The following is a 24244-nucleotide window of genomic DNA, read 5'->3' on the forward strand; positions in this document are numbered from 1 at the left end:
CATGGAGAGCTAGAGTGGTCGCGTGAATTTCGTCAACGTCCTCGCCGCCGGTCAGAACCTCGTGTTGTGGGTGCTGACCGTGGTCGCCGGTGTCGCGGCCATCGTCGCCCTCGTCCACGCGTCCCTCCAGCGCAAAGACGCCTTCCCGGCGGTCGACAAGCAGAGCAAGGTGCTCTGGGTGTCGTTGCTGGCCCTCGCGACCCTGTTCATCTGGCTGTTCCAGGCGCCGACGCTGTTCTACCTCATCGGCGTCGTCGCGCTGATCGTCTACCTCGTCGACGTCCGGCCGCGCGTCGACTCCATTCAGAACAAGCATTGGTTCCGCAAGATCCGGTGAGCTGAACCCGGGTCCGCGCCCGTGTGCGCCGCGCAGGTTTCACCAGCCGCCCGCGACCGTCCTCGTGACGGTCGCGGGCGGCTCTCGTATGACACGACGCCGGCGATGGCCCGCACCGACGAGTGACGAGCGCCACAGGCATTTAATATGCATCTCAGATGCAAATTATGATCTGATGATCACATGCAACTGACCCGCTTCACCGACATCGGCTTGCGCGTGGTGATGCGCCTGGCCGTCTCGGACGGGTCGATGACCACCCGGGTCCTCGCCGAGGAGATGGCCGTGCCGTATACGCATGTCACCAAGGTGACCGGGCGCCTCGCTGAACTCGGCGTCGTCCACTCCCGGCGGGGTCGCGCGGGTGGGCTGGTGATCACCGAGTTGGGCCGTACGGCCCGAATCGGTTGGCTCGCAGCAAGTCTCGAAGGTGAAGGAGAAGTCGTCGACTGCGACGGCGAAACGCCGTGTCCGCTGCGTCGGGCGTGCCGGTTGCGCGGTGCGCTCGCCGCCGCCCGTCGTGCCTTCTTCGACAGCCTCGACGACGTGACCGTCGGGGACCTCGTGACCGACCCCACCGGAGCGGTCCTGCTCTCCCTCGACCCCCCGCGTCGCGCCGAGGCGACGCCCCACGGTCGAGCGGAATCTCACAGTCAAGCCGAATAGGTTCGGCAACAAACGATTTCGCCACCGGGCGGAACAGATCAGATCGGAGTCGTCGTGCTCACCATGCCCACTCGCGAGGTCATCGCGGCCACCCTGCCCGCCGTCGACGGAGCACTCGGGGAGATCACCCCGAACTTCTACGCGCGGATGTTCGCAGCCCACCCGACGTTGCTCGACGACATGTTCAACCGCACCCATCAGCGGTCCGGTGAACAGCCGATGGCGTTGGCGGGGTCGATCGCGGCATTCGCCAAGCTGCAACTCGAGCCCGATCTGCGGCGGCAGCGATTCATCATCGACCGCATCGCGCACAAGCATGCGTCCCTCGGGGTCACGCGTGATCAGTACTCGATCGTCCACGAGCACCTGTTCGCCGCGATCGTCGAGGTGCTCGGTGCCGCGGTGACCCCGGAGGTCGCCAATGCGTGGGACGAATTGTATTGGGAGATGGCCGATGTGCTGATCCGTGAAGAAGCCGGCCTCTACGCCGCGGCCGGCGTCGAACCGGGTGCGGTGTGGCGCGATCTCGTCGTGACCCGACGCGATCAGGTGGCCCCGGACGCGGTGTCGTTCATCCTGGCCGCGCCCGACGGTGCGGATCTTCCGGCATTCTCTCCCGGGCAGTACATCTCGGTGCAGGTGCCGCTGACCGACGGCGCGCATCAGATCCGCCAGTACAGCCTGATCGGCACGCCGCAGGCGCGCGAGGAGTGGCGGATCAGCGTCAAACTCGCCGGCGAGGTGTCGGCGTTCCTGCACGAGAACGTCTTCGAGGGCGACGCGGTGCACGTCTCGATGCCGTTCGGTGATCTCGTTCTGCCCGAAGATGATTCGCCATTACTGCTGGCATCTGCGGGCATCGGGTGCACACCGGTGATCGGGCTGCTGACCGCGCTCGCCGAGTCGGGCACCGACCGCCCGGTGACAGTCCTGCACGCCGACCACTCGCGGGCCGGCCAACCTCATCGTGGGCAACTCGGCGCCCTCGTCGAGCAGATCGATTCCGCACGGCTCTACCAGTGGTATCAGCATGGTGCCGACCACCTGGTGTCCGACGCGGTGCGTACCGGCCGGATGTCGTTGGACGGCATCGACCTTGCCGACGGCGTCCACGCCATGCTGTGCGGTCCCACCGGATTCCTCGACTCGGTCCGCACCCAGCTGCTCGACCGGAATGTGCCCTCCGAGCGCATCCACTTCGAGACCTTCGGGCCGGAATTGTTGCGCGCCGGCGCCTCGCGATGAGCGTGTCGTACGCGGTGGCGACCGCGGTCACCTTTGTCTGGTTGGGCATGGTGATCGCGATCTCGTTCCTCGAGGCGCCGCTGAAGTTCCGTGCTCCGGGTATCACCATTCCGCTGGGTCTGGGGATCGGACGGCTGGTGTTCCGTGCGCTCAACGCCGTCGAGGCGGGTGCGGCGATCGTGCTCATCGTGTGCGCGGTCGCCGGGGGATGGGTGGGGCAACCCGCGGGCATCCTCGCCGTGGCTGTGGTGGTGGTGCTGGCGGTCCAGCTCGTCGGTATCCGGCCCGCATTGAACCGCCGCTCGGACGAGGTGCTCGCCACCGGAGACGCCGACGGTCCGCGCAGTCACGCGCACCTGGTGTACGTGGCTGCCGAGGTCGTCAAGGTGGGCGTGCTGATCGCTACCGGCGTCGTGCTGCTGGCCGGATGACACGGTGCTCTTTGCCGGATGACCGGACGGGAGAGGCGAGTCGTCGGGCGCGGGTCGTCGGGCGTACGACATCCGGCGAATACACTGTCATTCGTGGCTGAGTATCGGATCAACGACCTGGCAGAGGCGTCCGGCGTCAGCGTCCGCAACATCCGGGTCTATCAGGATCGTGGGCTGCTGCCGCCGCCGACGATCCGCGGTCGCACCGGCTGGTACTCCGACGATCACCTCAATCGCCTGAATCTCATCTCGCGGATGCTCGAACGCGGATACACCTTTGCCACCATCAGTGAGCTCCTGCATGCAGCCCACTACGGGATGAAGGTCGAGCATGTGTTGCGTGGCGCGCCCACCAAGGGCGGCCGATTCCGCAACTTCAAGCGCGCGGCCACGATCACCTTCACCGAATTGCGCAAGACGCTCAACGCCAGCGAGCGCTCCATCGCGCTCAGCCAGAAACTCGGGCTGCTCGTCAAGGACGGCGCTCATTACGCGATCAAGAACCCGGAGGTCCTCGAGGGCGCCGAGGTGCTGGTCAAGAGCGGCGTCGACATCGACGTCCTGCTCGACCGCTTCGTGCGCGTGCAGGACGACCTCGAGGATGCGGCCCGCAGTTTCGTCTCGATCATCACCGACAAGTACCTCAACGAAAACCTGCCGACCCTCGGCGAGGCCAAGGTCAGCAAGATGGCCGAACTGATCCAGACGGTCCGGCCGATGGCCCACGAGATCGTGGAGACCACCTTCCGCAAGGCGCTCGACGACGAGATCACCCGGGCGATCGGCGAGGCGTCGACGTACTTCGACGTCGCCGACACCGATGTTCCCGCCCCCGATGTTCCCGGCGCCGACGTCACCGACGGACCCGCATCGGGCATCGATCCCGAGACCGCAGGCGATGGCGCCCAGAACATGACAACGGGTAGTGTTACATCGAACGCTGTGTCCCCCGACACGTCCGAGGGTCCGACGCCGGGCACCGAGGAGTCGGTGGACACGCCGCAAACGCACCGTCCGACTCCGCGATCGTCCTGATCGCCACACCCGGGCGGTGCCCTGGCGAGAGGGTGACACATGAGTCGACGCGGGTGGGCCATCGGTGGCGTTGCCGCCGGGGCAGGTCTGATCGGGGTCGGGGTGGGCACCATCGGTGCCGGCCTGGTACGCGAAGCCCTGCACGGCGATCCGGCCGTCGACGACGGGCCCGACGATCTGCTGGCCACCCCCACGGCTCCGAGTGACACCAGAACCGTCCGCGCCGCCGACGGCACCCGGCTCAACGTGGTCACCTACGGTCCCGGTGCACGCGGTGACGACGACACCGGTGACGTGATCGTCGCGGTGCACGGATGGACGTGCAACACCACCTACTGGTATCCGCAGATCAACGCCTTCGCCGGTGAACGCACCGTCATCACCTACGATCAGCGCGGACACGGAGCCAGTGAACTCGGTCGCAAACGACCCACCGTCGCGACCCTCGGCCAGGACCTCGACGCCGTCCTCGACGCCGTCGTCCCGCCCGGGCGCCGAGCGATCCTCATCGGCCACTCCATGGGCGGCATGACGATCATGTCGTGGGCGGCGCAGTACCCGCACAAGGTGTCCGATCGCGTGTCGGCGGTGGTGCTCGCCTCGACCGCCGCCAAGGCGGTCATGCAGAATCACCTGCTCATCCCCCTCGATCTGCCGCGCTACAGCAAACCGTTCGCGCCGGCGGTCACCAAGCTCATCACCTCGGCGCCACTTCCGGTGCCGCGCAGCTCCTATGGGCCGCGGATGTCGCAGTACATCGCGCTCGGCTCCACCGCTCGCGCCTCGCACGTCGAGTTCGTGGACAACATGATCATGAGCTGCCCGCCCCGTGCGCGGGCCCGCTGGGGTGCGGCGATGGGCAAACTGGATGTGACCGCGGGGCTGGACGCGCTGACGGTCCCGACGACGATCGTGGTCGGCAGTGCCGACCGCCTGACCCCGCCGTCGCACGCCGAGCAGATCGCAGAGGTGTTGCGGCGCAACGGAACCCTTCGTGATCTCGTCGTTCTCGACGGGGTGGGTCACATGTCGACGATCGAGGCCGGGGCCGTCGTCGACGAGGCCCTCGCGGCGGTCATCGCGGATGCGGAGCAGCCGACCCCGCAGACCGATCACGTCCCGTCGGTCTGAACGGCAACTCCAGGCGGAACACCGCGCCCTGTGTCGCGCCGTCCGGTGTGCGCGGAAGCAGGCGCACCTCGCCCCCGTGGGCGCGGGCCAGACCACGCGCCACCGCCAGCCCCAGACCGGCGCCGCCCGAGCGCCGATCTCGTGAATCATCCAGGCGCACCATACGATCGAAGATCCGCTCGCGGTCGGCGTCGGGGACGCCCGGTCCGGTGTCGCTGACCGTCACGGTCACCCACCCGCCGGACTCGGTGGGTGCGTGGGCGACCGCCACCTCGACTCGCCCGCCGGCCGGTGTGGCCTGGCAGGCGTTGTCGATGAGGTTGGCCAGGATCTGTGAGATCCGGCCGGGGTCGGCCAGTGTCGGAGGGGCGTCACCGGTGGCGACGACCGTCAGCTCCGGATGCAGGATCGCCACCCGGCGACACTGATCCTCGGCAAGGGCGACGAGGTCGACCGCCTCGGGATGCAGCGCCAGACCTGCGTCGATGCGGGCCATGTCGACCATGTCGCCGACGAGGCGTCCGGCGCGGTGGGTCTCCTGAATGAGCAACAGCAGCAACTGTTCTCGATCCTCGGCGGATGCGTCGGCATCCATCTGCAGCAGTGTCTCGGCGATCGCCTGCACCCCGGTGACCGGGGTGCGCAACTCGTGGGCTGCGTCGGCGACGAACTGCCGGACCGACTGTTGCGCGGCGCGCTGATTGGCCTCGGCACCCTCCAACGAGTCGAGCATGTCGTCGAATGCCGCTGCGGTACGCCCCAACTCGGTGTCGGTCCGGGTCGGGGCGAGGCGCTCACCGCGTCGGCCACGCGCGATCGAGCGCGCCACATCGGTCATGGTGTCCAACGGCGCCAGGGCATAACGCATCCCGAACCACAGCAGCAACGCGGTGAGGACGAGCGCCCCCGAACCGGTGATCGCCATCCCGATCAGCAGCCGTGACTGCACCCCGCCGAGCAGATCGCCGTCGACGGCGAGGGTCAGCGTCGCGCCGTCGGCCCAGGATGAGTTGGGCGCCTTGAGGGTGATGGTGCGGCGGGCGACCGCGTCGCGGGTCGGGCGGCCGAACACCTCACCGTCGGCGAGTTCGAGTCGGGCCCGCACCGAGCGGCCCTCGATGCGCTGCAGGAAGATCTCCGGCGTGCGTGAGGTCCGGGCGTACTGCTGGGCGAGGGTGGCCCGATCACTGAGGAGCGCCCCGGCGGCGCGATGGCCCGCCACGGCGAACAGTGCGCTGCCGATGGCGATCAGCGCGACCAACGACACCGCGAGCACCACGACGGCCAGAGCCGTCACCCGGCTGCGCAACGAGCTGCCGGTCAGTCGAGTACGGATCGTCGTCATGACGGGCGCAGGGTGTAGCCGCGGCCGCGTTCGGTGTGCAACAGTCGCGGACCGTGGGCCTCGAGCTTGCGGCGCAACGCACTGACGTTGACCTCCACGAGATTCGGATCGTAGTGGTCGTAACCCCAGACGCCGGTGAGGATCTGGGTTTTGGTGACCACCCGGCCGCGGCGCTGTGCGAGGTAGGTGAGTACCCGGAACTCGGTGGGCGTCAGAGCGATTCGCTCGCCAGCGCGGGTCGCCGTCCCGCCGTCGCGGTCGATCTCGAGGTCATCGACGTAGAGGATGTCGGTGCGCCCGCCACGTCGGCGCAGCACCGCGCCGACGCGCGCCACCAACTCCGCCATCTCGAACGGCTTGACCACATAGTCGTCGGCGCCCTCGGTGAGGCCGTGCAATCGGTCGGCGACGGCGTCGCGGGCGGTCACCATGATGATGCCGGCGTCGCTGCGCCGCCGCACCACGTCGAGCAGGGTGAAACCGTCCGAACCGGGCAGCATGACGTCGAGCAGGACGGCGTCGGGGCGCGCCTGTGCCAGATCGTGTTCGAGTCGCGAACCGTCGGGGCGGGCGAGGACCCGATGCCCGGCCTCGGTCAGTGCCGCGGCCACCGCGACACGGATCGGGGTCGAGTCCTCGATGACGAGGACCGTGGCGCTCATGTCATGTGATTCTGCCAGCCCGCGGTCACGTCTCGGTCATCGTCGACCCCCGTACCGGTCAACTCGGTTGCGCCGAGGTCGGGGCCGGTGCACCACTGGTCTGCGGCGTCGCAGTGCCGGCCGGCGTCGGACGCTTCGCGACGATCCGTGCGGTGACCGTGTCGCCACTTCGGGTCCCGGCGACGACGACCCGGTCGCCGACGGCGAAGTCGCTCTGCTGCTGCGGCTTCCGTTCGGTCCCGAAATGCGTGTCGCCGGTGATGTCGACGGTCACCGTCTTGTCGCCGCGGGTTTGCACCGTCCAGGTCTGGCCGTTGATCGCGGTGATCTGGCCGGTCACCCCGCGTCGGCTCGCCGCGGAGGTGGCCTCGTGGCGGGTCTTCTTGCCGTGCTGGGCGGTGGCTGCGACAGGCTGTGTGTGCGAGTCGTCGTGTCCGGTCGCCCATCCGATACCGCCCCCGATGAGACCGCCGATGATGAGGGCGGCGACCCCGGTGACCAGCGCGGTGCGCTGACTACGCCAGAACGACGGCTTGGGTGCCGGACCGGGAGTGCCCGGTTGCCCCTGCGGTGGCATCGACGGCGGTGGCCCGGAAGGGGGCGGTCCGGAGGGTGGTGGGCCGGCGTATGGGCCCGGCTGCCCCGGGCTCGGTGCGATCGGAGTCGTCGGGTTCGCCCCCTGCGACATCGGTTCGGTACCGAACTGGGTGGTGGGATCGTCGGGCGTGGCCTCGTGCGGTTGCCGGCCGGGTTCTTGCGGGTTCTCGGTGTCTGACATGGCGACCACCGTAGGGCGGGGGAGTACGGGGCAACTGAAGGCTTTCTGAAGGTTGCCACGACAGGACCGACGGTTTGCCGGTCGCCGGGCGGGATGCCGGATCTGCGAGGGTCGTGCTGAAGACTCCCTGAAGGACCGGCGGCGTGGCCTGGTTCCCGGCGCCGGGGTTGGCCAGACTGGCAGCCATGACGCAATCGGCCGACTGGATGGCGGCGGCGAGAGTGGTGCGGCGGTTGGGGTTCGGTGCGACCGGAACCCAGGTCGACGCCGTGGTGGCCTCGGGAATCGACACCTACCTCCAGCGCGTGCTCACACCCGCCCCCGCACCCGATCGTGGGGTCGATGCCACCCCGGCCCCGCACTTCGGCATCGTGGCGCGGGTGCCGCGCAGCGCGTCGGCCGCGGTGCGCAAGCACGTCCGATCCGAACGTTCGGCGCAGACAAAGCAATTGGTGACCTGGTGGACACATCGGATGATCGCCGCCGAGGTGCCCGAACGCGAGAAACTGACCTTCATGTGGCACAACCACTTCGCCACGTCGATCGCCAAGGTCGGCTCTGCCGCGGAGATGCTCGCCCAGAACGAGAAGCTGCGCACGATGGGGCTCGGACAGTTCCGTCCGCTGGCCTACACCATGCTGACCGATGCGGCGATGCTGCGCTGGCTCGACGGCGCCAGCAACGTCAAGGGTGCCGCGAATGAGAACCTCGCCCGCGAATTCATGGAACTGTTCGCCCTCGGACACGGCAACGGGTACACCGAGACCGACGTCCGCGAAGGTGCACGGGCCCTGACCGGGTGGCGGCCGGACAATCGCGGGGGCACGGTACTCAAGCCGACGTTGCATGATTCGGGCACCAAGACCGTCCTGGGCGTCACCGGCGATCTGGACGCCGCGAGCTTCTGCGACGCAGTGCTCGATCACCCGACCTCCGCCGGCTACGTCGCCACCAGGGTGTGGCAGCACCTGGCCGGGGACACGCCGCCGTCGGCGGCCGCGCTGACCCGGTTGACCTCGGCGTACGGCCCCGACCGTGATCTGCGCGGTCTGGTCGCCGCGATCGTTACCGACCCCGAGCTCGGCAACTCCTCGGGAGTGGCCTCCCCCGTGCAGTGGCTCATCGGCGCCACCAGGGCGCTACAGCCGAAACCAGGTGCTTCCGAACTCAAACGAACAACCTCCACCCTCAAGACGTTGGGCCAGCAGCCCTTCTACCCACCCGACGTCGGGGGCTGGCCGTCCGGGCAGGCATGGCTGTCGACCGCCGGCGCCGAAACACGCTGGAACACAGCGATGCGCCTGGCCCGTGACGCGCAGGTCACCACCATCCACGACGCCGCCGCGGGGGAGCGTATCGACGCCGCGGCGCATCTGCTCGGTGTCGGCGGATTCTCCGACCGGACCGTGAAGGTGATGCAGGGGTCGGTCAAGAATCCAGTGACGCTCACCGCGATCGCCCTCAACAGCCCCGAATACCTGACCGTCTGAACACCATTCGCGCGATCCGAGGCAGGAGCACATGAAGACCATCGACGTCAATCGCCGCACATTCCTCGTCGGCACCGGTGTGCTGGCCGCACTCGGCGCCGCGGGCGGGGTTACCACCGTCACCTGGGACGACCTGCACCGGGCGAGCGTGGACCATCCACGAGTCGTGGGCAACGGCGTGCTGGTCATCCTCACCATGTACGGCGGGAACGACGGCATCAATACGCTGATCCCGTACGCGGACAGCGCCTACCACGACAACCGGCCCGAACTCGCCTACGCCCCACAGGATGTGCTGCACCTCGACGACTCGCTTGGGCTGAACCCGGCGATGAAGGGACTGCATAACGCGTGGGGCGACGGGACCCTGGCGATCGTGCGTGGCGTCGGGTACCCGCAGCCCGACCACAGTCATTTCCGCTCCATGGACATCTGGCAGACCGCGTCGCCGGGGTCGGCGGTACCGAGCGGATGGATAGGACGATGGCTCGACGCGACGGGCGATGATCCGTTGCGCGCCCTCAACATCGGGCCGGTGCTGCCGATGCTGTCGATCGGTGCGAAGTCGACGGCAGCCGCACTCGACCCTACGGGTAGCCCGCTCGCCGCGCCGGTCGTCGCACGGCTGGCGCAACTGGGAGCACCGTCGGCGCCGGACAGTCCCGCCGAACAGATGGTCTGCACTTCTTACGCCGCCGAGAACAAGGCGGCGTCGGCGCTGCGTGGGGTGCGGGCGTCGAAGGGGACGACCGGCTCGGCGGGTGCAGAGGGCAAAGCGCTTGCCGAACAACTCGATACCGTCGCCCGGTGCGTGAGCGCCGGAGTGCCGACCAAGGTGTACTCGGTGAGCATCGGCGGATTCGACACACACGCCGACGAACGCGAGACACAGCAGAATCTGCTCGGTGAGGTCGACTCGGCCCTGTCGTCGTTTCTCACCCGGATGGCCGGTGACCCGCGCGGCCGCGACGTCATCGTCATGGCCTACTCGGAGTTCGGTCGTCGCGTGCGCGCCAACGCCTCTCAGGGCACCGACCACGGCACCGCGGGCCCGGTCTTCGTCGCCGGCTCTCCCGTCCGCGGCGGCTTCTACGGTGACGAACCGAGTCTGACCGATCTGGACGACGGAGATCTCAAGGCCACCACGGACTTCCGCGACATCTACGCCGAACTCCTGGGAACCGGCCTCGGCACCGACCCGACGCCGTCGGTGGGGACTGGACGGCGGGCGGTCGGGTTCCTGTAGGTGGGGTTGCCTACACAGGGGGTTTCGAGTACTTGTCGAGACCGTCCTGCTCGAGACCACCCTTTCCCCGGATGATCGAGAACCCTTCCCTCCCGATGGTCGAGGTGCGAGCCGCGTGTGGCGAGCCTCGAGACCCGGCGAGACAACAAACATCCCAACCACATCCACCGTCACATGACCCAACGCGAGCCGAACTTGTGGACGCCCCCGCTGCACCAGCCGCGCCCGCACATTGGAGCCGCGTACGTATTACTCCCGATGGTCGAGAACCTTTCCTCCGATGGTCGAGGTGCACGGCGCCCCGGCGCCGGGCCTCGAGACCCGGCAAGACAACAGGACTCCCAACCACATCGGATACTCACACGGCGAAATTGCACCGCTTACCACATCCCACCGACAAGACTTCAGCTCCGAAACAAGTTGTCCACAAGCAGAATTGATCGAAAGTATCCCTTGCATCGAACATACTTTCCTGTAGACTGGATACATCGCACCGATCAGCCACTGGGGAGGGGCCCATGATCGACACCACTGAAGCTCCCGACGCTGGAACCGTCGACGCCGAAGCAGTTTTCGCCGACATCGTCGCCCGACTCAGCGACCTGCAATGGAATCCGGACATGACCGGACCCCAGGCCTTCGGTGCGATGAAACAAGTCCTCTTTCTGCGTAATCTGGTTGATCACCATGCCACCACCCTCACCGGCGAGATGGATCGCTTGGGTGTCGCCGATCACAAGACCACCCGGCTTCGGGAGTTGTTGATCAGCATGGGTTTCGCACCCGCCGTCGCAAGTCGATACGTGCGGATCTCGGCCACCACCGATGTCGATCTGTTGTTGGCGCATGCCGCGGACGGGTCCATCTCCTCCGAACACACCGATGCCATCGTCCGCGGGTTGGCGCACATCGACACCCGATGCCCCGAACCTATGGACACCGCGCAGCGCTGTGAATACCTGCGGAAACTCTTGTCGCACTATTTCGCCGGTTTCACCCCCGCCGAGATCAACCTCTACGCGCGGCAGTTGGGGAACGAGTTGGCGGCCGAAACACCGGGCGGGTTGCCGGCCGCCGAGGACAAGTCGATCAACTCCTACACCGACCGCATCACCGACGACGGCCGGTTGGAGATCTCGGCGAACCTCGACATCGTCGCCGGCGAGAAAACCAGAACTTTGATGGAAACCTTGTCGGCGCCCAAGCCTCAGCCCGACGGATCCCCGGATCCGCGGACACCCGAACAGATCTGCGCGGCCGCGTTCGAAACGATCGTGGAGTTGGCGGCACAAGGTTTGGCGGACACCACGTTCTCGGCGAAACCCACCAGCGGACTGTTGTGGACCTGGTCGGCGGACAACCCCGCGCTCGGTGGGGATTTGCAGAACATGGGTGCGATCACCGAAGCGACTGCCAAGTTGTTGTCGTGTGACACGACGATCACCAAGATCATGCTCGATCCCAACGGGGTACCGCTCAGTGTTGGGGAGGCGAAACGCTTCTTCACCCCCGGACAACGCAAAGCGTTGCTGGTGCGTGATCGTGGATGTATCAAGTGTGGTGCCCACGCCGGACGCTGCCAAGGACATCATTTGCACCATTGGGTTGATGGTGGTCCCACCGACCTCGACAACGGCTGCCTACTGTGCACCAGCTGCCATGACGATGTGCATCACCATGGCTGGGACATCATCATGGGATTCGACCGGCACCCCTGGCTGATCCCACCCGCCAGCATCGACCCGAAACGACGACCGATACCGTCGTATCACCGACGGACCATGCGACTCGACGACACCGCAGCCTGACCCACGCTGTCCCACTACCTGATTCCCTGCACCCGGCCTGGCCGGGACCGCATCTGTTGTTTGAGAACTCTATAGCGAAACCCACCCGATGGTCGAGGTGTGTCGCGCCGCCGGTGGCCCGGAATCCTTTCGACACAAGGAGTCTCGAGGCTCGTCGCTGGCGCTCCTCGGCACCTCGACCATCGGGATGGGATGGCCGTCGGGCGAGGCGGGCGGAGCATTCTTCGATGGCGAGTCGTCTTCCCCCGCTGGTCGAGGTGCGAGCCGCGTGCGGCGATCCTCGAGACCGCCTGCACCGGTGCTGGATTCGGGCCACGGTGGTCCGGATGTATATCGGCGCAAGAGGTCTCGAGGCTACGGAGTTATCGCTCCTTCGCACCTCGACCAGCGGGGTCGATCGTCGGGCGGGGTACTACAGCGCGCAGTTCACCAAGACCGGCTCCGGGTGCAGGGTGACACCGAAGGTGTCGGCGACGCCGTCGCGCACGTCGCGGGCGAGAGCGAGGAGTTCTTCGGTGGTCGCGCCACCGCGATTGGTCAGGGCCAGTGTGTGTTTGGTACTCAGACGCACCGGAGCGTCGGGGCCGGGGTAGCCCTTGGCGTAGCCGGCGCGCTCGATGAGCCAGCCCGCGGAGAACTTGACGCCATCCGGTGCCGGATAGGTGGGGACGGCGACGTCGGCACCGAGCCGGCCGGCGATGCGGTCGAGAATGGCCGGCGCGTCGTCGGCCCCGACGATCGGGTTGGTGAAAAACGAACCGGCACTCCAGGTGTCGTGGTCGTCGGGATCGAGCACCATGCCCTTGCCCGCACGCAGCGCCAGGACGGCCTCACGGACCGCCGCGGCGTCGGCGCGGCCACCCGGCTCGACGCCCATGGCGGCGGACAGTTCGCGATACCGCAGTGGCTGACTGGCGCGATCGTCGTTGAGCCAGAACGACACCGCAACCACGACCATCTCGTCGCGATGCTTGAGTCGCGACGTGCGGTAGGCCAGGCCGAGTTCACCCGGGGCCACCCATCGCAGGGTCCCCGAACGACGGTCGAGCACCTGGACCTCACGCAGCACGTCGGCGACCTCGACGCCGTAGGCGCCGACGTTCTGTACCGGCGTCGCACCGGTCGATCCAGGAATCCCGGAGAGACATTCCAGCCCACCGAAACCGGCCTCGACGGTCGCGGCCACCAGATCGTCCCAGGTGACCCCGGCGTCGGCGGTGACATGGGCCCGGCCCGATTCGCGGCCGGTCCCGAACTCGATACGGCTGCTCTCGATGCGGATGGCGGTTCCGGCGAAGCCCGCGTCGGCGATGACGAGGTTCGATCCGCCACCCATGACCAGGACCGGCTCGGAGACGGCGTCGGCGGCGAGGATCTCCTCGACGACCGATCGGGTGTCCTCACAGCGGAGCAGTGCCCGCGCCGGGCCGCCGACCCGCAGGGTGGTCAGGCCGGCCAGCGGCACTCCGGGCTGCAGCGAAGTCTCGGTCACGGGGCCAACGGTAACCCGAGGCGGCGCACGACAGCCGACGTCGGTGGCGTCGAGTAATCTCTCATCCCATGGCGAGCCCGCTGAAGCACTCGGTGTCCTATCCGTTCTCTGCCGACCGGTACTGGGAGATCGTGTCGACCGAGCAGTACTGGCACGACCTGCTCGAAGCCACCAACTCCAGCCACGGCAGGCTCGAGTCCTTCTCGTCGGACGGCACCACGGTGACGGTGAAGATGCTCCAAGGGGTGCCCGAGGATCGACTGCCGTCGGTGGTCACCAAGGTGCGTCCCGGCGACCTCGAGATCCCACGCACGATGACCTTCACCCGGGCGAAGGACGCGGTCAACGGCACGATGCACGCCTCGGTGTCGGGCGCTCCGGCCGACGTCGAGGGCGCTCTGGTGGTTTCCGGTGACCCGGCCGGCGTCGAGTACACGGGCACCGCCAAGGTGGGGATTCCCTTCGTTGGCGGCAAGATCGAGAGCGCCGTCATCGAACAACTCGTGGACCTGCTCGACAACGAACGGGAGAAGACGGTGACTTGGGAGGCCGCTCACCGCTGACGTAACCTGGCCGTCATGGCACGACGTCTCAGCTACTCCGCGCGCTATGCGCATCCCGTGGAGAAGCTCTACGAAGCTCAGAGCTCCCGGCAGTATTGGGATGACATGATGGCGGGCTTCCAGATGATCTCGCCGCACTGCGAGGTGGAAGACTTCCGGTCCGATGAAACCGGCCTTAAAGTGGTGCTCAAGCAGCACATCGGCCGCGATCAGCTGCCCCCGATCGCCCAGACCGTCCTGATGAAGGACATGGTGATCACCCGCGAGGAATCGTTCGGGCCGTTCGACCCGGACAACACCAAGGGCAATTACACCGCGTCGATCCCCGCGGGTCCCGGCAATCTGCAGGGCTGGCAGGAACTGTTCCCCACCGAGACCGGCTGCACCATCCGCAAGACCACCGAGGTCAAGGTCTTCATCCCGTTCATCAACGGCAAACTCGAGCAACTCATGCTGGTCAACCTGGTGGATCTGTTCCGTGCGGAGGCCGAGTACTCCAAGGACTGGATCGACAAGAACCTCTGACGGCGTGACACCCACCCCGAGACCTCACGGTCGGGTGACCCGGGGTACCACCAACATCAACCGCCTGCGCCGCGTTGACCGGTGGATGGCGCACGAACCGTCGATCGTCGCGGCACTGGCCGCCGTCGCGCGACCGATCGTCGTCGACCTTGGATACGGTGCACGGTCCGACACCTGTGTCGAGATGGCCCGGCGACTGCGGCCCGTCGCTCCCGACCTGCAGATGATCGGCCTCGAGATCGACCCCGACCGCATCGTCGCCCCGATCGACGGCGTGCGATTCGCACTCGGTGGTTTCGAGCTCGCCGGATTCCGGCCACAACTGGTCCGCGCGTTCAATGTCCTGCGACAGTACGACGAGCACGAGGTCGCCCCCGCGTGGTCGCAGATGATCACGCGACTGGCTCCCGGCGGGCTGATCGTCGAAGGTACCTGCGACGAGATCGGCCGTCGGTGCGCCTGGGTGCTGCTCGACGCCGCCGGGCCTCGCAGCCTCACCCTGTGCTGGTCGCCCGCGCACACCGGGAGACCCTCCGACCTCGCCGAACGGCTCCCCAAGGCGCTCATCCATCGCAACGTGCCCGGTGAGCGCATCCACGAGTTGCTCGTCACCGCCGACCGCTGCTGGGACAACGCCGCCGGTCGGACGGTCTTCGGCCCACGCGCACGTTGGGCGCAGACCCTCACGCTGATGCGTGCGGCCGGCGTCGACGTCGCGATTCCACGCCGCCGCGTCGTCGACAATCTGTTGACCGTGCCCTGGGAGACGGTCGCACCACGCGGGTAGTTTGGCCACATGCGCATCGCGATGGCCCAGATCACCTCCGGTACCGACCCGGACGACAACCTGCGTCTGGTCGCCGAACACACGGCCGCGGCGGCCGCCGACGGTGCCGTTCTCGTCGTGTTCCCCGAGGCGACGATGTGCCGGTTCGGGGTGCCGCTGGGCCCGGTCGCCCAATCGCTCGACGGGCCGTGGGCCACAGGCGTCTCGCAGATCGCGGTCGAGAACTCGGTGACCGTGATCGCGGGCATGTTCACCCCCGGCGACGACGGGCGAGTCGCCAACACCCTGCTGGTCGCAGCACCTGACGGCGCCCGCATCGGCTACGACAAGATCCACCTGTACGACGCCTTCGGCTTCCGGGAATCGGCCACCGTCGCACCCGGTGACGTCGCGCGGACCGTGACGGTCGACGGCGTCCGCATCGGCCTGGCCACCTGCTACGACATCCGCTTCCCGGCGCTGTTCACCGCGCTTGCCCAAAACGGGGCCGAGGTGATCGTCGTCCCCGCGTCCTGGGGTGCCGGGCGCGGCAAGGTCGAGCAATGGCGGACGCTGGCCACCGCACGTGCCCTCGACTCGACGTCCTATGTGGTGGCCGTCGGGCAGGCCGAACCCGCCGACGAGGAGCTCCGCGCGTCGAAAGCGCCGACCGGCGTAGGACATAGCCAAATCTCAGATCCCTTCGGTAGCGTGGTCGCGTCGTACACGGGGGAGCAACGGCTGGGTGTACACGACCTCGACCTGGGTGTTGTCGCCAAGGCTCGCGAGCAACTCGCGGTCCTCGCCAACCAGCGGGAATTCCGAATCGAACCGACGCCCGTCGCGTACGAACTGTGATCACGCAAGACCGACGCCCCTAGGACGGAGTGCATGGCCGACGACACGACCGACGATCCGCAGACCCCTCGTGGTCCCGAGGATCCGGATGCCACCAAGCAGGTCGGTCGGGAGAACGCGCCGCGCGACCACTCCGCGGGAGGGGACTTGCCGGCCGAGCAAGTACCGGCCGATCAGACTCCGGCCGATCAGACTCCGGCGGAGCCGACCTCAGCAGCGCAGACTCCGGCCCAGCACGGTGCGGGGGAGAATCCCGCCCCCGACACCGAACAGTGGGAGCCGACCACCACCTCCCGCCATGCTCGCGCCTACTCGCAGATCTCCGACGCCACCACGACCCCAGTGACGCCGCCGCCACCCGCGGCGCACCCACAGACCGCGCAGTTCACCACCGGGGAGAACCCGATGGGCGGAGGCGAACCGGGAACGGGTGCGCATGCGGTTCCCCCGACCGGCGACGGTGTGGTCACGACGGCGCCGACGAAACGCGGCAAGGGAAAGTTCATCGCGCTCGGCGCGGTCGGACTGGTGTTGGTGATCATCATCGCGCTCGTCGGCACCGAACTCTTCTTGCGCAGCCGCGCCACCGATTGTCTCGAGCAACAGTTCGGCGCTCTGACCGGTCAGCCCACCAACGTGTCGATCAGCAAGAAACCCATTCTGCTGCAGAAGTTCTCGAACGATTACCCCTACGTCCAGGTGGACACCAGCGACTCCAATTCGACGCAGATGCAACTGCACGTGCGGGCCGACGGGGTCAGCCAGGACGGGAACACGGTCAAGGTCGACTCGCTCGCCGGCACCGGTTACGTCCCGTTCCAGCGGGTGATCGAGCTGAGCAAGCAGGGACAACTCTCCGGTGGCTCGACCGACAACAGCGGGACCAACGGTGGCACCACCAACGGCGGTACGGGAACCGAGGGCTCCGGCATCTTGGGCAGTACCCAGGTCAGTTCGGTCACCGGCAACGCCGCCGACGGCACGATCAAGGTGGACGCCGCGGTACAGGTCGCGATCTTCCCGGTGCCGGTCAGCCTCACCATGAAGCCGGTCCTCGACCAGGGCAAGGTGCGCTTCCAGGTGGAGCAGGCCAGCGCCTTCGTCTTCGGGATTCCCGCCGACTTCGCCCAGCAGTTCGTCGACGGCTTCGGCGACAGCCTCTTCGGTGACCTCACCAAGGAAATCAAGGTCACCTCCCTGAAGGTCACCGACCAGGGCGTCGACTTCGCCGTCACCGGCAGCAACGTCGATCTCGGGTCGGCGGCCGCGTCGACGTCGAGCTCGGGTTCGGCGCCGACCTGCTCGATCCTCTGAGCCGGACGGGCCCCACCACCTCGCAGGTACGCTGGGAGATGTCCGATTTTCCGACCCCGTTCCGGAGGAACCCGTGGGCCAGCTGCTCCTGATCGCCGTCGTCATCCTGCTCGTCGTGGGGGTGGTGGTGGTCATGCAGCGGCGCTCCGGTGCCAACACCGCCCGCACCCTCGACGACGCGAAGGCCGACGCCCGACAGGCCATCGAACGACTCGGCGGGCAGGTGTACATGCTGGTCGGGGATTCGCCCGCCGCCAAGCAGGCGCTCGCCGACGCGGCCGAACGGCACACCGCCGCCGGCTCGCAGATCGACCAGGCCACCAGCCCCGCACAGGCCCGACTCGCCAAACAGACCGCCATCGAGGGCCTCTACTACATCCGCGCCGCACGGACCGCGATGGGCATGGACCCCGGACCGGCGATCCCCGAACTCGACGGACAGAAGAGTGCGGGCCAGGTCACCGAGAACCGTGAGATCGACTTCGAAGGCCGCACCGTGCAGGCCTCGCCCGCACCGTCGCCGACCACCCCGAACTACTACCCGGGTGGCCGCGTCGCCGGCCGACCGGTACCGGCCGGCTGGTACTCCGAACCGTGGTGGAAGCCCGCGCTCGTCGCCGGAGCGTGGGGTGTCGGCTCGATGTTCCTGTTCTCGGCACTGTTCTCCGGTATGGCCGGGGTCAACTACGACGCGGCCGCCTTCGAGAACGGCGTCGGCGACGGCACCGACGCCGGAGCCCTCGATGCCGCGGATTACGGCGATGGGGGCTACGGCGATGGAGGCGGGGGCGACATGGGTGGCGGCGACGCCGGGGGCGACATGGGCGGTGGTGACTACGGCGGCGGTTTCGGTGACTTCGGTGGCGGCAACGACTTCGGGGGTGGCGGGGACTTCGGCGGCGGGGATTTCGGCGGGTTCTGACCGCGAATCACCCATGCGCCCAACTCTTCCGGGCTGATCCCTCAGGTGTGCTGTCGTGGCCTGAACCCGTTGCGGCCGATCGCTATTCGGTGAAGCCCTCCAACACCGCACGGCTGCCCGACAAGCCGAGTCGGGTGGCGCCGGCAGCGATGAGTTCGGCGGCGAACCGTGCATCGCGGATTCCGCCGGATGCCTTCACCCCGACCCGGGCCGGCACGGCGGCCCGCATGATCTCCACTGCCCGCACACTCGCGCCGCCGGCCGGATGGAACCCGGTCGAGGTCTTGACGAAGCTCGCCCCGGCGCGGGCCGCGTGCGCGCAGACCTCGGTCAGGGTGTCCTCGCCGGCAAGGTCGAGCAGCGCCGCCGACTCGACGATCACCTTGAGGACCGTCTCGTCGCCGACGGCCTCACGCACGGTGAGCACGTCGGCGAAGACCTCGTCGAATCGCTGATCCAGCGCGGCGCCGACGTCGATGACCATGTCGACCTCGTCGGCACCGGAGTCCACGGCCAGGCGCGCCTCGGCGGCCTTGACCAGCGAATGGTGCTTGCCCGACGGGAAGCCGGCGACCACACAGGACTTCTGGTCACCGGTGTCGATCGGCAGCATCGACGGCGACAGGCAGACCGCGTAGACGCCGAGCTCCGCGGCCTCGGCGATGGTGGCCTCGGCGTCGGCGCGGGTGGCCTCGGGCTTGAGCAGGGTGTGGTCGACGAGGGCCGCGACATCGGCTCGGCGTAGGTCGGTGATCGTCACACAGACGAGCTTGGCACACTGAAGGACCGTGACCACCCCCGCCACCGCTGTCCCATCCAGCTCAGTCCCCGCCACCTCGGTCCCCGCCACCGACGCCTCCGGTGCCGACCGTCGCTATGTGCTCACCCTCGGCTGCCCCGACCAGACCGGGATCGTCGCGCGGATCTCGAGCTTCCTCGCCGAGATCGGCGGCTGGATCACCGAGGCCGCCTACCACTCCGACGAGGACTCCGGATGGTTCTTCACCAGGCAGGCCGTCCGCGCCGACACGGTGACGATCCCCCTCGACGAGGTGCGCGCCCGATTCGCGGGCATCGCTGCCGAATGGGGACCGCAGACCGAGTGGAAGGTCACCGACACCGGCGAGGAGAAATCGGTGGTGCTGCTCGTCAGCAAGGAAAGCCATTGCCTCACCGACCTACTCGGTCGCGCCGACCGTGGTGAACTGCCGGCGACGATGTCCGCGGTCATCGGCAACCATCCCGACCTCGGCGGACTGACCGAACGCTTCGGGGTGCCGTTTCATCACGTGCCGTTCACCGGACCCGACGGGAAGTCCGGTGCGCGCGCCAAACGAGTAGCCTTCGACCGGGTCGAGGAGATCGTCGACAGCCACACCCCCGACGCGGTGGTGCTCGCCCGCTTCATGCAAATCCTGCCGCCCGAACTGTGCGAGGCGTGGGCCGGGCGCGCGATCAACATCCACCACAGCTTCCTGCCCAGCTTCATCGGCGCCCGGCCGTACCACCAGGCGTTCGCCCGCGGTGTCAAGCTGATCGGCGCGACCTGTCATTACGTGACCGCCGACCTCGACGCCGGCCCGATCATCGAGCAGGACGTCACCCGGATCGACCACTCCGACAGCGTGCGCGACATGGTCCGGCAGGGCCGCGACATCGAAACCCTGGTCCTGGCGCGGGGTTTGCGGTGGCACCTCGAGGACCGTGTGCTGGTGCACGGCCGCAAGACCGTGGTGTTCAGCTGATACCGGTGTTCAACTGACAGCGATGTTCAACTGACAGCGATGTTCAGCCGGCCACCCGGCTCCCGAGCGCCCGCCGGGTGTCCTCCTCGATGAGGTCGACGTTGATCATCGCGCCGCACTGCACCCCGGCCGCCGCCGAGGCCCCGACCATCGCTGCGAGATCCACGGAATTGCCTGCCGCCCAGACCCCGTCGATCGGGGTTCGTCCGGTCCGGTCGGCGGGGATCATGCTGCCCATCGGGTTGTCCTCGAGTGTGCCGCCGAGCGAGGTGTAGATCTCGGCTCGGGCGCGCATTCGTGGTGCGACGACGAGTGCATCGAGCTCCAGCTCGCGTCCGTCGTCGAACAGGACTGCGCGCAAACGGTTGTCGGCGTCGGCGTCAACCCGCGTCACTGGTCCGCCGATGATCTCGATCCCGCGTACCTCGGCCTGCAACCGCTGTTCCGGGGTGAGTGGTGGCATGCCGTGATCGATGAGGGTGATGTGGGAGGTCAACTGGGAGAACAGCATTGCCTGGTGCATGGCCATCGGCCCGGTGCCGAGGACGCCGACCCGCCGACCGCGTACCTCGTAGCCGTGACAGAACGGGCAGTGGAGCACGTCGCGGCCCCAGAGTTCGGCGAGCCCGGCGACGTCGGGGAGTTCGTCGACGAGTCCGGTCGCGATCAGCAGTCGGCGGGCGACGACGGTGGGCCCGCCGGTGCTGTGCACCTCGAAAGCGCAGGTGCTGTGCACCTCGAAAGCGCTGTCGGCCCGGTGTTCTGGGCGCACCACGGCGGTAACGGTGCCCTCGCGGATGATCGCGCCGTATCCGATGGCCTCCGCGCGTCCGGCGCGCAGCAGTTCGGTCGGGGCGATGCCCTCCCGGCCGAGGAGGTTGTGCGCACCGGCGGCGGGTGCGTTGCGGGGTGCGCCGGCGTCGATGACGACGACCGTGCGCAGTGACCGCGCGAGGGTGACCGCAGCGGACAGCCCGGCTGCGCCGCCGCCGATGATGGCCACGTCGACGGTCTCGGTTGCCGTGGTGGTCATGAGATCTCCTGGTTCGCTTCGGTGGTCGATGCGGGCCCGGTCGCGATCCAGATCGTGCGGGCGGCCCGTACGGCGACGTCCGGGCGGTGGCGCAGGGAGGTGGGTCCGTCGCCGAGTAACTCGTCGAGGGTGGCCGCGTCGGTGTCGGTGAGGTCGTCGGCGAGTCCGGTGCGCACCCGGGAGAGCCATGCCTGCGCGTAGGCGCGGGTGAGTTCGGTGGGTTCGGGAACGTCGATTCTCACGGTGTGCCGTGTGCGCATCTCGAATCCGGCGGCGGTGATCGTGTCGGTCCAGTCGGGAAAGCTGTTGGCGCCCTTGGCCCGCATGAGCTCCTCGATCCGATCATTGAGGTCGGTGTGCGGTGTCTCGGTCTGCAGGAATCGGGGCTGATGCGGCATCTCGATGACCGCCAGCACGCCGCCCGGCCGCAGATGGCTGCGTGTGGTGCGCAGGAAGGCGGCGGGGTCGGTGACGTGATGCAGCGACGCCGACGCCCACACGACGTCGGCGGCCCCGACGCTCGCCGGCCAGCCGTCGTCGAGGTCGGCGGTCACCGTCCGCACGGTGCCCGGTCCGGCGGCGTCGATGCGTGCGGTCATCTCGGGGGAGCCGTCGATGGCGACGATCTCGGCGTCCCCGAAGGCCGCTGCGAGGGCGCGGGTGCCGACCCCGGTACCGGCGCCGGCGTCGACGATCACCTCGATGGGCCGGGTGGTCTCGGTGCGGATGAGGGAGATCGCCTCGTCGAGGTAGGTGCCGGTGACAGCGGCGTCGAGTTCGAGCAGATCGCCGATGTCGGTGCCGTCATGATCGTGTGCCCCATGATCTTGTGTCCCGTGCGAGTGCCGTCCGTGGTGCCGATGATCTGATCCGTGCGTGCTGGTCATGATGTCGAGGCTAGCGAGCTGATGCGCAGGGGGCATACCATCTTGCCCATGGAGCAAGAAATCGATGCGGTGGTCCGTCAGCGCATCCGCGCGATGCGCGTCGCCAAGGGGTGGACCTTGGATTCGCTGGCACATCGCTGTCACCTGAGTCCGTCGACGCTGAGCCGGATCGAGACCGGACATCGGCGGGTCGCGCTCGATCAGCTCGTCCCGATCGCCCGCGCGCTGGGCACCTCACTCGATGTCCTGGTCGAGCCGGTCGGCGACGCCGACGTGGTGATCCGTCCCGAACCCCACTCCAACGAGGGCATCACGGTGTGGCCTTTGTCACGTGACAACACCCCGGCCGGTGTGACCGTGGCAAAGATGCGACTCGACGAATCGGTTCGGGACGCCGCCCGCGAGCTGCGGGTGCACCCCGGACATGAGTGGTTCACGGTGCTCAGCGGCACGATCCGGCTCCGGCTCGGCGAACGGACGATCATCATTCCCGCAGGCCACGCCGCCGAGTTCGCATGCACGGTCCCGCATTCGTTGGCCCCCGACGACGGACCCGCGGAGGTCCTCTCGATCTTCGACCACGACGGTGAGCGCGCCCATCTGCGTGGGTCGCCGGCGTCGCCGGCATCGCTGTCTTGACCGAATCACAGCAGGCAGAGAGCCGTTCATCAGCCGGTCTCGGTACCCTGGTCCCGACATGAACACGCAGCCGACACCCAGCCGACGCACCGTTCTCGCGGCGGCAGGCATCGCCACCGCGGGCCTCGTGGCCGCCGCCTGTGGACGATCCGACGACACCACCTCCGCCCAGAAGTCGAAGCAGCCGACCGTCAAGGTCACCTACACACCTGCACTCGACGATCCCGCCGCGCCCAATCCGACCGCCAAGGTCGAGGTCAAGGCGTCGGGCGGCACGCTGAACCCCGACGTCAAACTGGTCAACGCCAGCGGCAAGGCGGTCACCGGCACGCTCTCCGACGATCGCACCACCTTCACCGTCAACGAGGTGCTCGGCTACGGCACCACCTACACCTGGCAGGGCAGTGCCGTCGGGCAGGACCGACTGACGGTGCCGGTCAAGGGATCGTTCACCACCCTCGATCCCAAGCAACAACTCAACGTCGTCGTCAACATCGCCGACGGGCAGGAAGTCGGCATCGCCGCACCGCTGATCCTCAAGTTCGACGGGACCGTCGACGACAAGGAAGCCGTCGAGCGCGCACTGACCCTGACCACCACACCCCCCGCGGAGGGCAGTTGGGCCTGGCTCGGCGAGGACAACGGGTCACGCGTGCACTGGCGCTCCAAGGAGTACCTCACCCCGGGCACCAAGATCCACATGTCGGCCAAGCTGTACGGGCTCGATCACGGCGGCGGGGCATACGGTGCCGCCGACGTCACCAGCGACTACACCGTCGGCCGCTCGCAGATCGTCAAGGCAGACGCGCCCAGCCACCAGATCGTGGTGGTCCGTGACGGATCGACGCTGATGACCTTGCCCTGCAGCTACGGCGAAGGCGACGTCGACCGCAACGTGACCCGCTCGGGTATCCACGTGGTCAGCGAGAAGTACGAGGACTTCTACATGTCCAACCCGGCAGCGGGGTACTTCAACGTCCACGAACGCTGGGCGGTGCGTATCTCCAACAACGGCGAGTTCATCCACGCCAACCCCGAAACCGTTGGCGTGCAGGGTTCGTCGAATGTGACGAACGGCTGCATCAACCTGTCGCTGGACAACGCGCAGCAGTACTTCACCACCGCGATCTACGGTGACCCCGTCGAGGTGACCGGCACCCGGATCGATCTGTCCGAGGCCGACGGCGACATCTTCGACTGGACCTACGACTGGGACACCTGGAAGTCGATGTCGGCGATCAAGGGCACCCCGCAGTCGGCGTCGGTGCCGGCGACCCCGAGTGGTGCACCCTCGTCGGTGAGCGCCCCGAACTGAGGGCCCGGAGC

Annotated in this window: 25 protein-coding genes; 18 read left to right on the forward strand and 7 right to left on the reverse strand. The window is 67.8% G+C overall.

Annotated elements, in window-relative coordinates:
• Positions 1-22: 22 nt before the first annotated feature.
• The 6 genes from GOPIP_RS24530 to GOPIP_RS24555 all read left to right on the forward strand — a co-directional run bounded on the left by GOPIP_RS24530 (position 23) and on the right by GOPIP_RS24555 (position 4845).
• On the forward strand, positions 23-337 hold the full coding sequence (locus GOPIP_RS24530) for a DUF2516 family protein (protein WP_006372550.1): 315 nt from the start codon (positions 23-25) through the stop codon (positions 335-337).
• A 183-nt stretch (positions 338-520) separates the two neighbouring features.
• Positions 521-1003, forward strand: a complete 483-nt coding sequence (locus GOPIP_RS24535) for an RrF2 family transcriptional regulator (protein WP_006372551.1) — start codon at positions 521-523, stop codon at positions 1001-1003.
• 54 nt (positions 1004-1057) lie between these two features.
• Complete coding sequence (locus tag GOPIP_RS24540) at positions 1058-2248, forward strand: globin domain-containing protein (protein ID WP_006372553.1); 1191 nt, start codon at positions 1058-1060, stop codon at positions 2246-2248.
• Complete coding sequence (locus GOPIP_RS24545; protein WP_006372554.1) at positions 2245-2679, forward strand: hypothetical protein; 435 nt, start codon at positions 2245-2247, stop codon at positions 2677-2679. The genes GOPIP_RS24540 and GOPIP_RS24545 overlap by 4 nt, the downstream gene beginning before the upstream one ends.
• 93 nt (positions 2680-2772) lie before the next feature.
• Positions 2773-3714: a MerR family transcriptional regulator gene (locus GOPIP_RS24550; RefSeq protein ID WP_035728809.1), complete on the forward strand. Its 942-nt coding sequence runs from the start codon at positions 2773-2775 to the stop codon at positions 3712-3714.
• A gap of 39 nt (positions 3715-3753) precedes the next feature.
• The gene (locus GOPIP_RS24555) at positions 3754-4845 is read left to right on the forward strand and encodes an alpha/beta fold hydrolase (RefSeq protein WP_006372556.1); all 1092 of its coding nucleotides are present in this window, start codon (positions 3754-3756) and stop codon (positions 4843-4845) included.
• Here GOPIP_RS24555 and GOPIP_RS24560 read toward each other — a convergent pair.
• The 3 genes from GOPIP_RS24560 to GOPIP_RS24570 are packed head-to-tail and all read right to left on the reverse strand — an operon-like array spanning position 4790 to position 7630.
• Complete coding sequence (locus tag GOPIP_RS24560; protein ID WP_006372557.1) at positions 4790-6190, reverse strand: sensor histidine kinase; 1401 nt, start codon at positions 6188-6190, stop codon at positions 4790-4792. The genes GOPIP_RS24555 and GOPIP_RS24560 overlap by 56 nt on opposite strands.
• Positions 6187-6852: a response regulator transcription factor gene (locus GOPIP_RS24565; protein ID WP_006372558.1), complete on the reverse strand. Its 666-nt coding sequence runs from the start codon at positions 6850-6852 to the stop codon at positions 6187-6189. The genes GOPIP_RS24560 and GOPIP_RS24565 overlap by 4 nt, the downstream gene beginning before the upstream one ends.
• Before the next feature lie 58 nt (positions 6853-6910).
• Entirely contained in the window at positions 6911-7630 is a 720-nt protein-coding gene (locus GOPIP_RS24570) for a DUF5666 domain-containing protein (RefSeq protein WP_006372559.1), read from the reverse strand.
• 185 nt (positions 7631-7815) lie between these two features.
• On the opposite strand from GOPIP_RS24570, the gene GOPIP_RS24575 reads away from it, so the two are divergent.
• From GOPIP_RS24575 to GOPIP_RS24585, 3 genes are all read left to right on the forward strand, one after another.
• Positions 7816-9120 (forward strand): DUF1800 domain-containing protein, encoded by a 1305-nt coding sequence (locus tag GOPIP_RS24575; RefSeq protein ID WP_035728810.1) that lies wholly within the window; start codon positions 7816-7818, stop codon positions 9118-9120.
• Positions 9121-9151: 31 nt separating this feature from the next.
• The gene (locus tag GOPIP_RS24580) at positions 9152-10366 is read left to right on the forward strand and encodes a DUF1501 domain-containing protein (RefSeq protein WP_006372561.1); all 1215 of its coding nucleotides are present in this window, start codon (positions 9152-9154) and stop codon (positions 10364-10366) included.
• Positions 10367-10884: 518 nt separating this feature from the next.
• The gene (locus GOPIP_RS24585; protein WP_006372562.1) at positions 10885-12174 is read left to right on the forward strand and encodes an HNH endonuclease signature motif containing protein; all 1290 of its coding nucleotides are present in this window, start codon (positions 10885-10887) and stop codon (positions 12172-12174) included.
• Positions 12175-12586: 412 nt separating this feature from the next.
• On the opposite strand, the gene GOPIP_RS24590 is transcribed toward GOPIP_RS24585, so the two are convergent.
• Entirely contained in the window at positions 12587-13666 is a 1080-nt protein-coding gene (locus tag GOPIP_RS24590) for a UDP-N-acetylmuramate dehydrogenase (RefSeq protein ID WP_006372563.1), read from the reverse strand.
• Between the two features lie 68 nt (positions 13667-13734).
• On the opposite strand from GOPIP_RS24590, the gene GOPIP_RS24595 reads away from it, so the two are divergent.
• The 6 genes from GOPIP_RS24595 (at position 13735) to GOPIP_RS24620 (ending at position 18614) form a co-directional block, all read left to right on the forward strand.
• A complete protein-coding gene (locus GOPIP_RS24595; protein ID WP_006372564.1) occupies positions 13735-14229 on the forward strand; it encodes a DUF2505 domain-containing protein in 495 nt (164 codons plus the stop codon).
• Positions 14230-14244: 15 nt separating this feature from the next.
• Complete coding sequence (locus GOPIP_RS24600) at positions 14245-14754, forward strand: DUF2505 domain-containing protein (protein WP_006372565.1); 510 nt, start codon at positions 14245-14247, stop codon at positions 14752-14754.
• A 34-nt stretch (positions 14755-14788) separates the two neighbouring features.
• On the forward strand, positions 14789-15541 hold the full coding sequence (locus GOPIP_RS24605) for a methylase (RefSeq protein ID WP_035728812.1): 753 nt from the start codon (positions 14789-14791) through the stop codon (positions 15539-15541).
• A 9-nt stretch (positions 15542-15550) separates the two neighbouring features.
• Positions 15551-16378: a carbon-nitrogen hydrolase family protein gene (locus tag GOPIP_RS24610; protein WP_006372567.1), complete on the forward strand. Its 828-nt coding sequence runs from the start codon at positions 15551-15553 to the stop codon at positions 16376-16378.
• A 33-nt stretch (positions 16379-16411) separates the two neighbouring features.
• Complete coding sequence (locus GOPIP_RS24615; protein WP_006372568.1) at positions 16412-17692, forward strand: LmeA family phospholipid-binding protein; 1281 nt, start codon at positions 16412-16414, stop codon at positions 17690-17692.
• A 73-nt stretch (positions 17693-17765) separates the two neighbouring features.
• A complete protein-coding gene (locus tag GOPIP_RS24620; RefSeq protein ID WP_006372569.1) occupies positions 17766-18614 on the forward strand; it encodes a hypothetical protein in 849 nt (282 codons plus the stop codon).
• An 82-nt stretch (positions 18615-18696) separates the two neighbouring features.
• Here GOPIP_RS24620 and deoC read toward each other — a convergent pair whose 3' ends face one another.
• A complete protein-coding gene (deoC, locus tag GOPIP_RS24625) occupies positions 18697-19374 on the reverse strand; it encodes a deoxyribose-phosphate aldolase (protein WP_006372570.1) in 678 nt (225 codons plus the stop codon).
• A 28-nt stretch (positions 19375-19402) separates the two neighbouring features.
• Between deoC and purU the strand changes: the two genes are divergently transcribed.
• On the forward strand, positions 19403-20359 hold the full coding sequence (gene purU / locus GOPIP_RS24630) for a formyltetrahydrofolate deformylase (protein WP_006372571.1): 957 nt from the start codon (positions 19403-19405) through the stop codon (positions 20357-20359).
• Positions 20360-20402: 43 nt separating this feature from the next.
• On the opposite strand, the gene GOPIP_RS24635 is transcribed toward purU, so the two are convergent.
• Both GOPIP_RS24635 and GOPIP_RS24640 read right to left on the reverse strand, forming a co-directional pair.
• Positions 20403-21392, reverse strand: a complete 990-nt coding sequence (locus GOPIP_RS24635; RefSeq protein WP_006372572.1) for an NAD(P)/FAD-dependent oxidoreductase — start codon at positions 21390-21392, stop codon at positions 20403-20405.
• Complete coding sequence (locus tag GOPIP_RS24640) at positions 21389-22279, reverse strand: class I SAM-dependent methyltransferase (protein ID WP_244421214.1); 891 nt, start codon at positions 22277-22279, stop codon at positions 21389-21391. The genes GOPIP_RS24635 and GOPIP_RS24640 overlap by 4 nt, the downstream gene beginning before the upstream one ends.
• 48 nt (positions 22280-22327) lie before the next feature.
• On the opposite strand from GOPIP_RS24640, the gene GOPIP_RS24645 reads away from it, so the two are divergent.
• Both GOPIP_RS24645 and GOPIP_RS24650 read left to right on the forward strand, forming a co-directional pair.
• Positions 22328-22918 carry a helix-turn-helix domain-containing protein gene (locus tag GOPIP_RS24645; protein ID WP_006372574.1) on the forward strand — a complete coding sequence of 197 codons (591 nt, stop codon included), beginning with the start codon at positions 22328-22330 and terminating at the stop codon, positions 22916-22918.
• Between the two features lie 58 nt (positions 22919-22976).
• Positions 22977-24233 (forward strand): L,D-transpeptidase, encoded by a 1257-nt coding sequence (locus GOPIP_RS24650; RefSeq protein ID WP_006372575.1) that lies wholly within the window; start codon positions 22977-22979, stop codon positions 24231-24233.
• Positions 24234-24244 lie beyond the last annotated feature (11 nt).

It is taken from the genome of Gordonia polyisoprenivorans NBRC 16320 = JCM 10675 (assembly GCF_000241325.1).
Classification (GTDB): Bacteria; Actinomycetota; Actinomycetes; order Mycobacteriales; family Mycobacteriaceae; genus Gordonia; species Gordonia polyisoprenivorans.

Coding starts and splice junctions, on each gene's coding strand:
- GOPIP_RS24535 (WP_006372551.1), top strand. CDS start 521: ATGCAACTGACCCGCTTCACCGACATCGGCTTGCGCGTGGTGATGCGC.
- GOPIP_RS24545 (WP_006372554.1), top strand. CDS start 2,245: ATGAGCGTGTCGTACGCGGTGGCGACCGCGGTCACCTTTGTCTGGTTG.
- GOPIP_RS24555 (WP_006372556.1), top strand. CDS start 3,754: ATGAGTCGACGCGGGTGGGCCATCGGTGGCGTTGCCGCCGGGGCAGGT.
- GOPIP_RS24560 (WP_006372557.1), bottom strand. CDS start 6,190: ATGACGACGATCCGTACTCGACTGACCGGCAGCTCGTTGCGCAGCCGG.
- GOPIP_RS24565 (WP_006372558.1), bottom strand. CDS start 6,852: ATGAGCGCCACGGTCCTCGTCATCGAGGACTCGACCCCGATCCGTGTC.
- GOPIP_RS24570 (WP_006372559.1), bottom strand. CDS start 7,630: ATGTCAGACACCGAGAACCCGCAAGAACCCGGCCGGCAACCGCACGAG.
- GOPIP_RS24575 (WP_035728810.1), top strand. CDS start 7,816: ATGACGCAATCGGCCGACTGGATGGCGGCGGCGAGAGTGGTGCGGCGG.
- GOPIP_RS24580 (WP_006372561.1), top strand. CDS start 9,152: ATGAAGACCATCGACGTCAATCGCCGCACATTCCTCGTCGGCACCGGT.
- GOPIP_RS24585 (WP_006372562.1), top strand. CDS start 10,885: ATGATCGACACCACTGAAGCTCCCGACGCTGGAACCGTCGACGCCGAA.
- GOPIP_RS24595 (WP_006372564.1), top strand. CDS start 13,735: ATGGCGAGCCCGCTGAAGCACTCGGTGTCCTATCCGTTCTCTGCCGAC.
- GOPIP_RS24600 (WP_006372565.1), top strand. CDS start 14,245: ATGGCACGACGTCTCAGCTACTCCGCGCGCTATGCGCATCCCGTGGAG.
- GOPIP_RS24610 (WP_006372567.1), top strand. CDS start 15,551: ATGCGCATCGCGATGGCCCAGATCACCTCCGGTACCGACCCGGACGAC.
- GOPIP_RS24615 (WP_006372568.1), top strand. CDS start 16,412: ATGGCCGACGACACGACCGACGATCCGCAGACCCCTCGTGGTCCCGAG.
- GOPIP_RS24635 (WP_006372572.1), bottom strand. CDS start 21,392: ATGACCACCACGGCAACCGAGACCGTCGACGTGGCCATCATCGGCGGC.
- GOPIP_RS24640 (WP_244421214.1), bottom strand. CDS start 22,279: ATGACCAGCACGCACGGATCAGATCATCGGCACCACGGACGGCACTCG.
- GOPIP_RS24645 (WP_006372574.1), top strand. CDS start 22,328: ATGGAGCAAGAAATCGATGCGGTGGTCCGTCAGCGCATCCGCGCGATG.
- GOPIP_RS24650 (WP_006372575.1), top strand. CDS start 22,977: ATGAACACGCAGCCGACACCCAGCCGACGCACCGTTCTCGCGGCGGCA.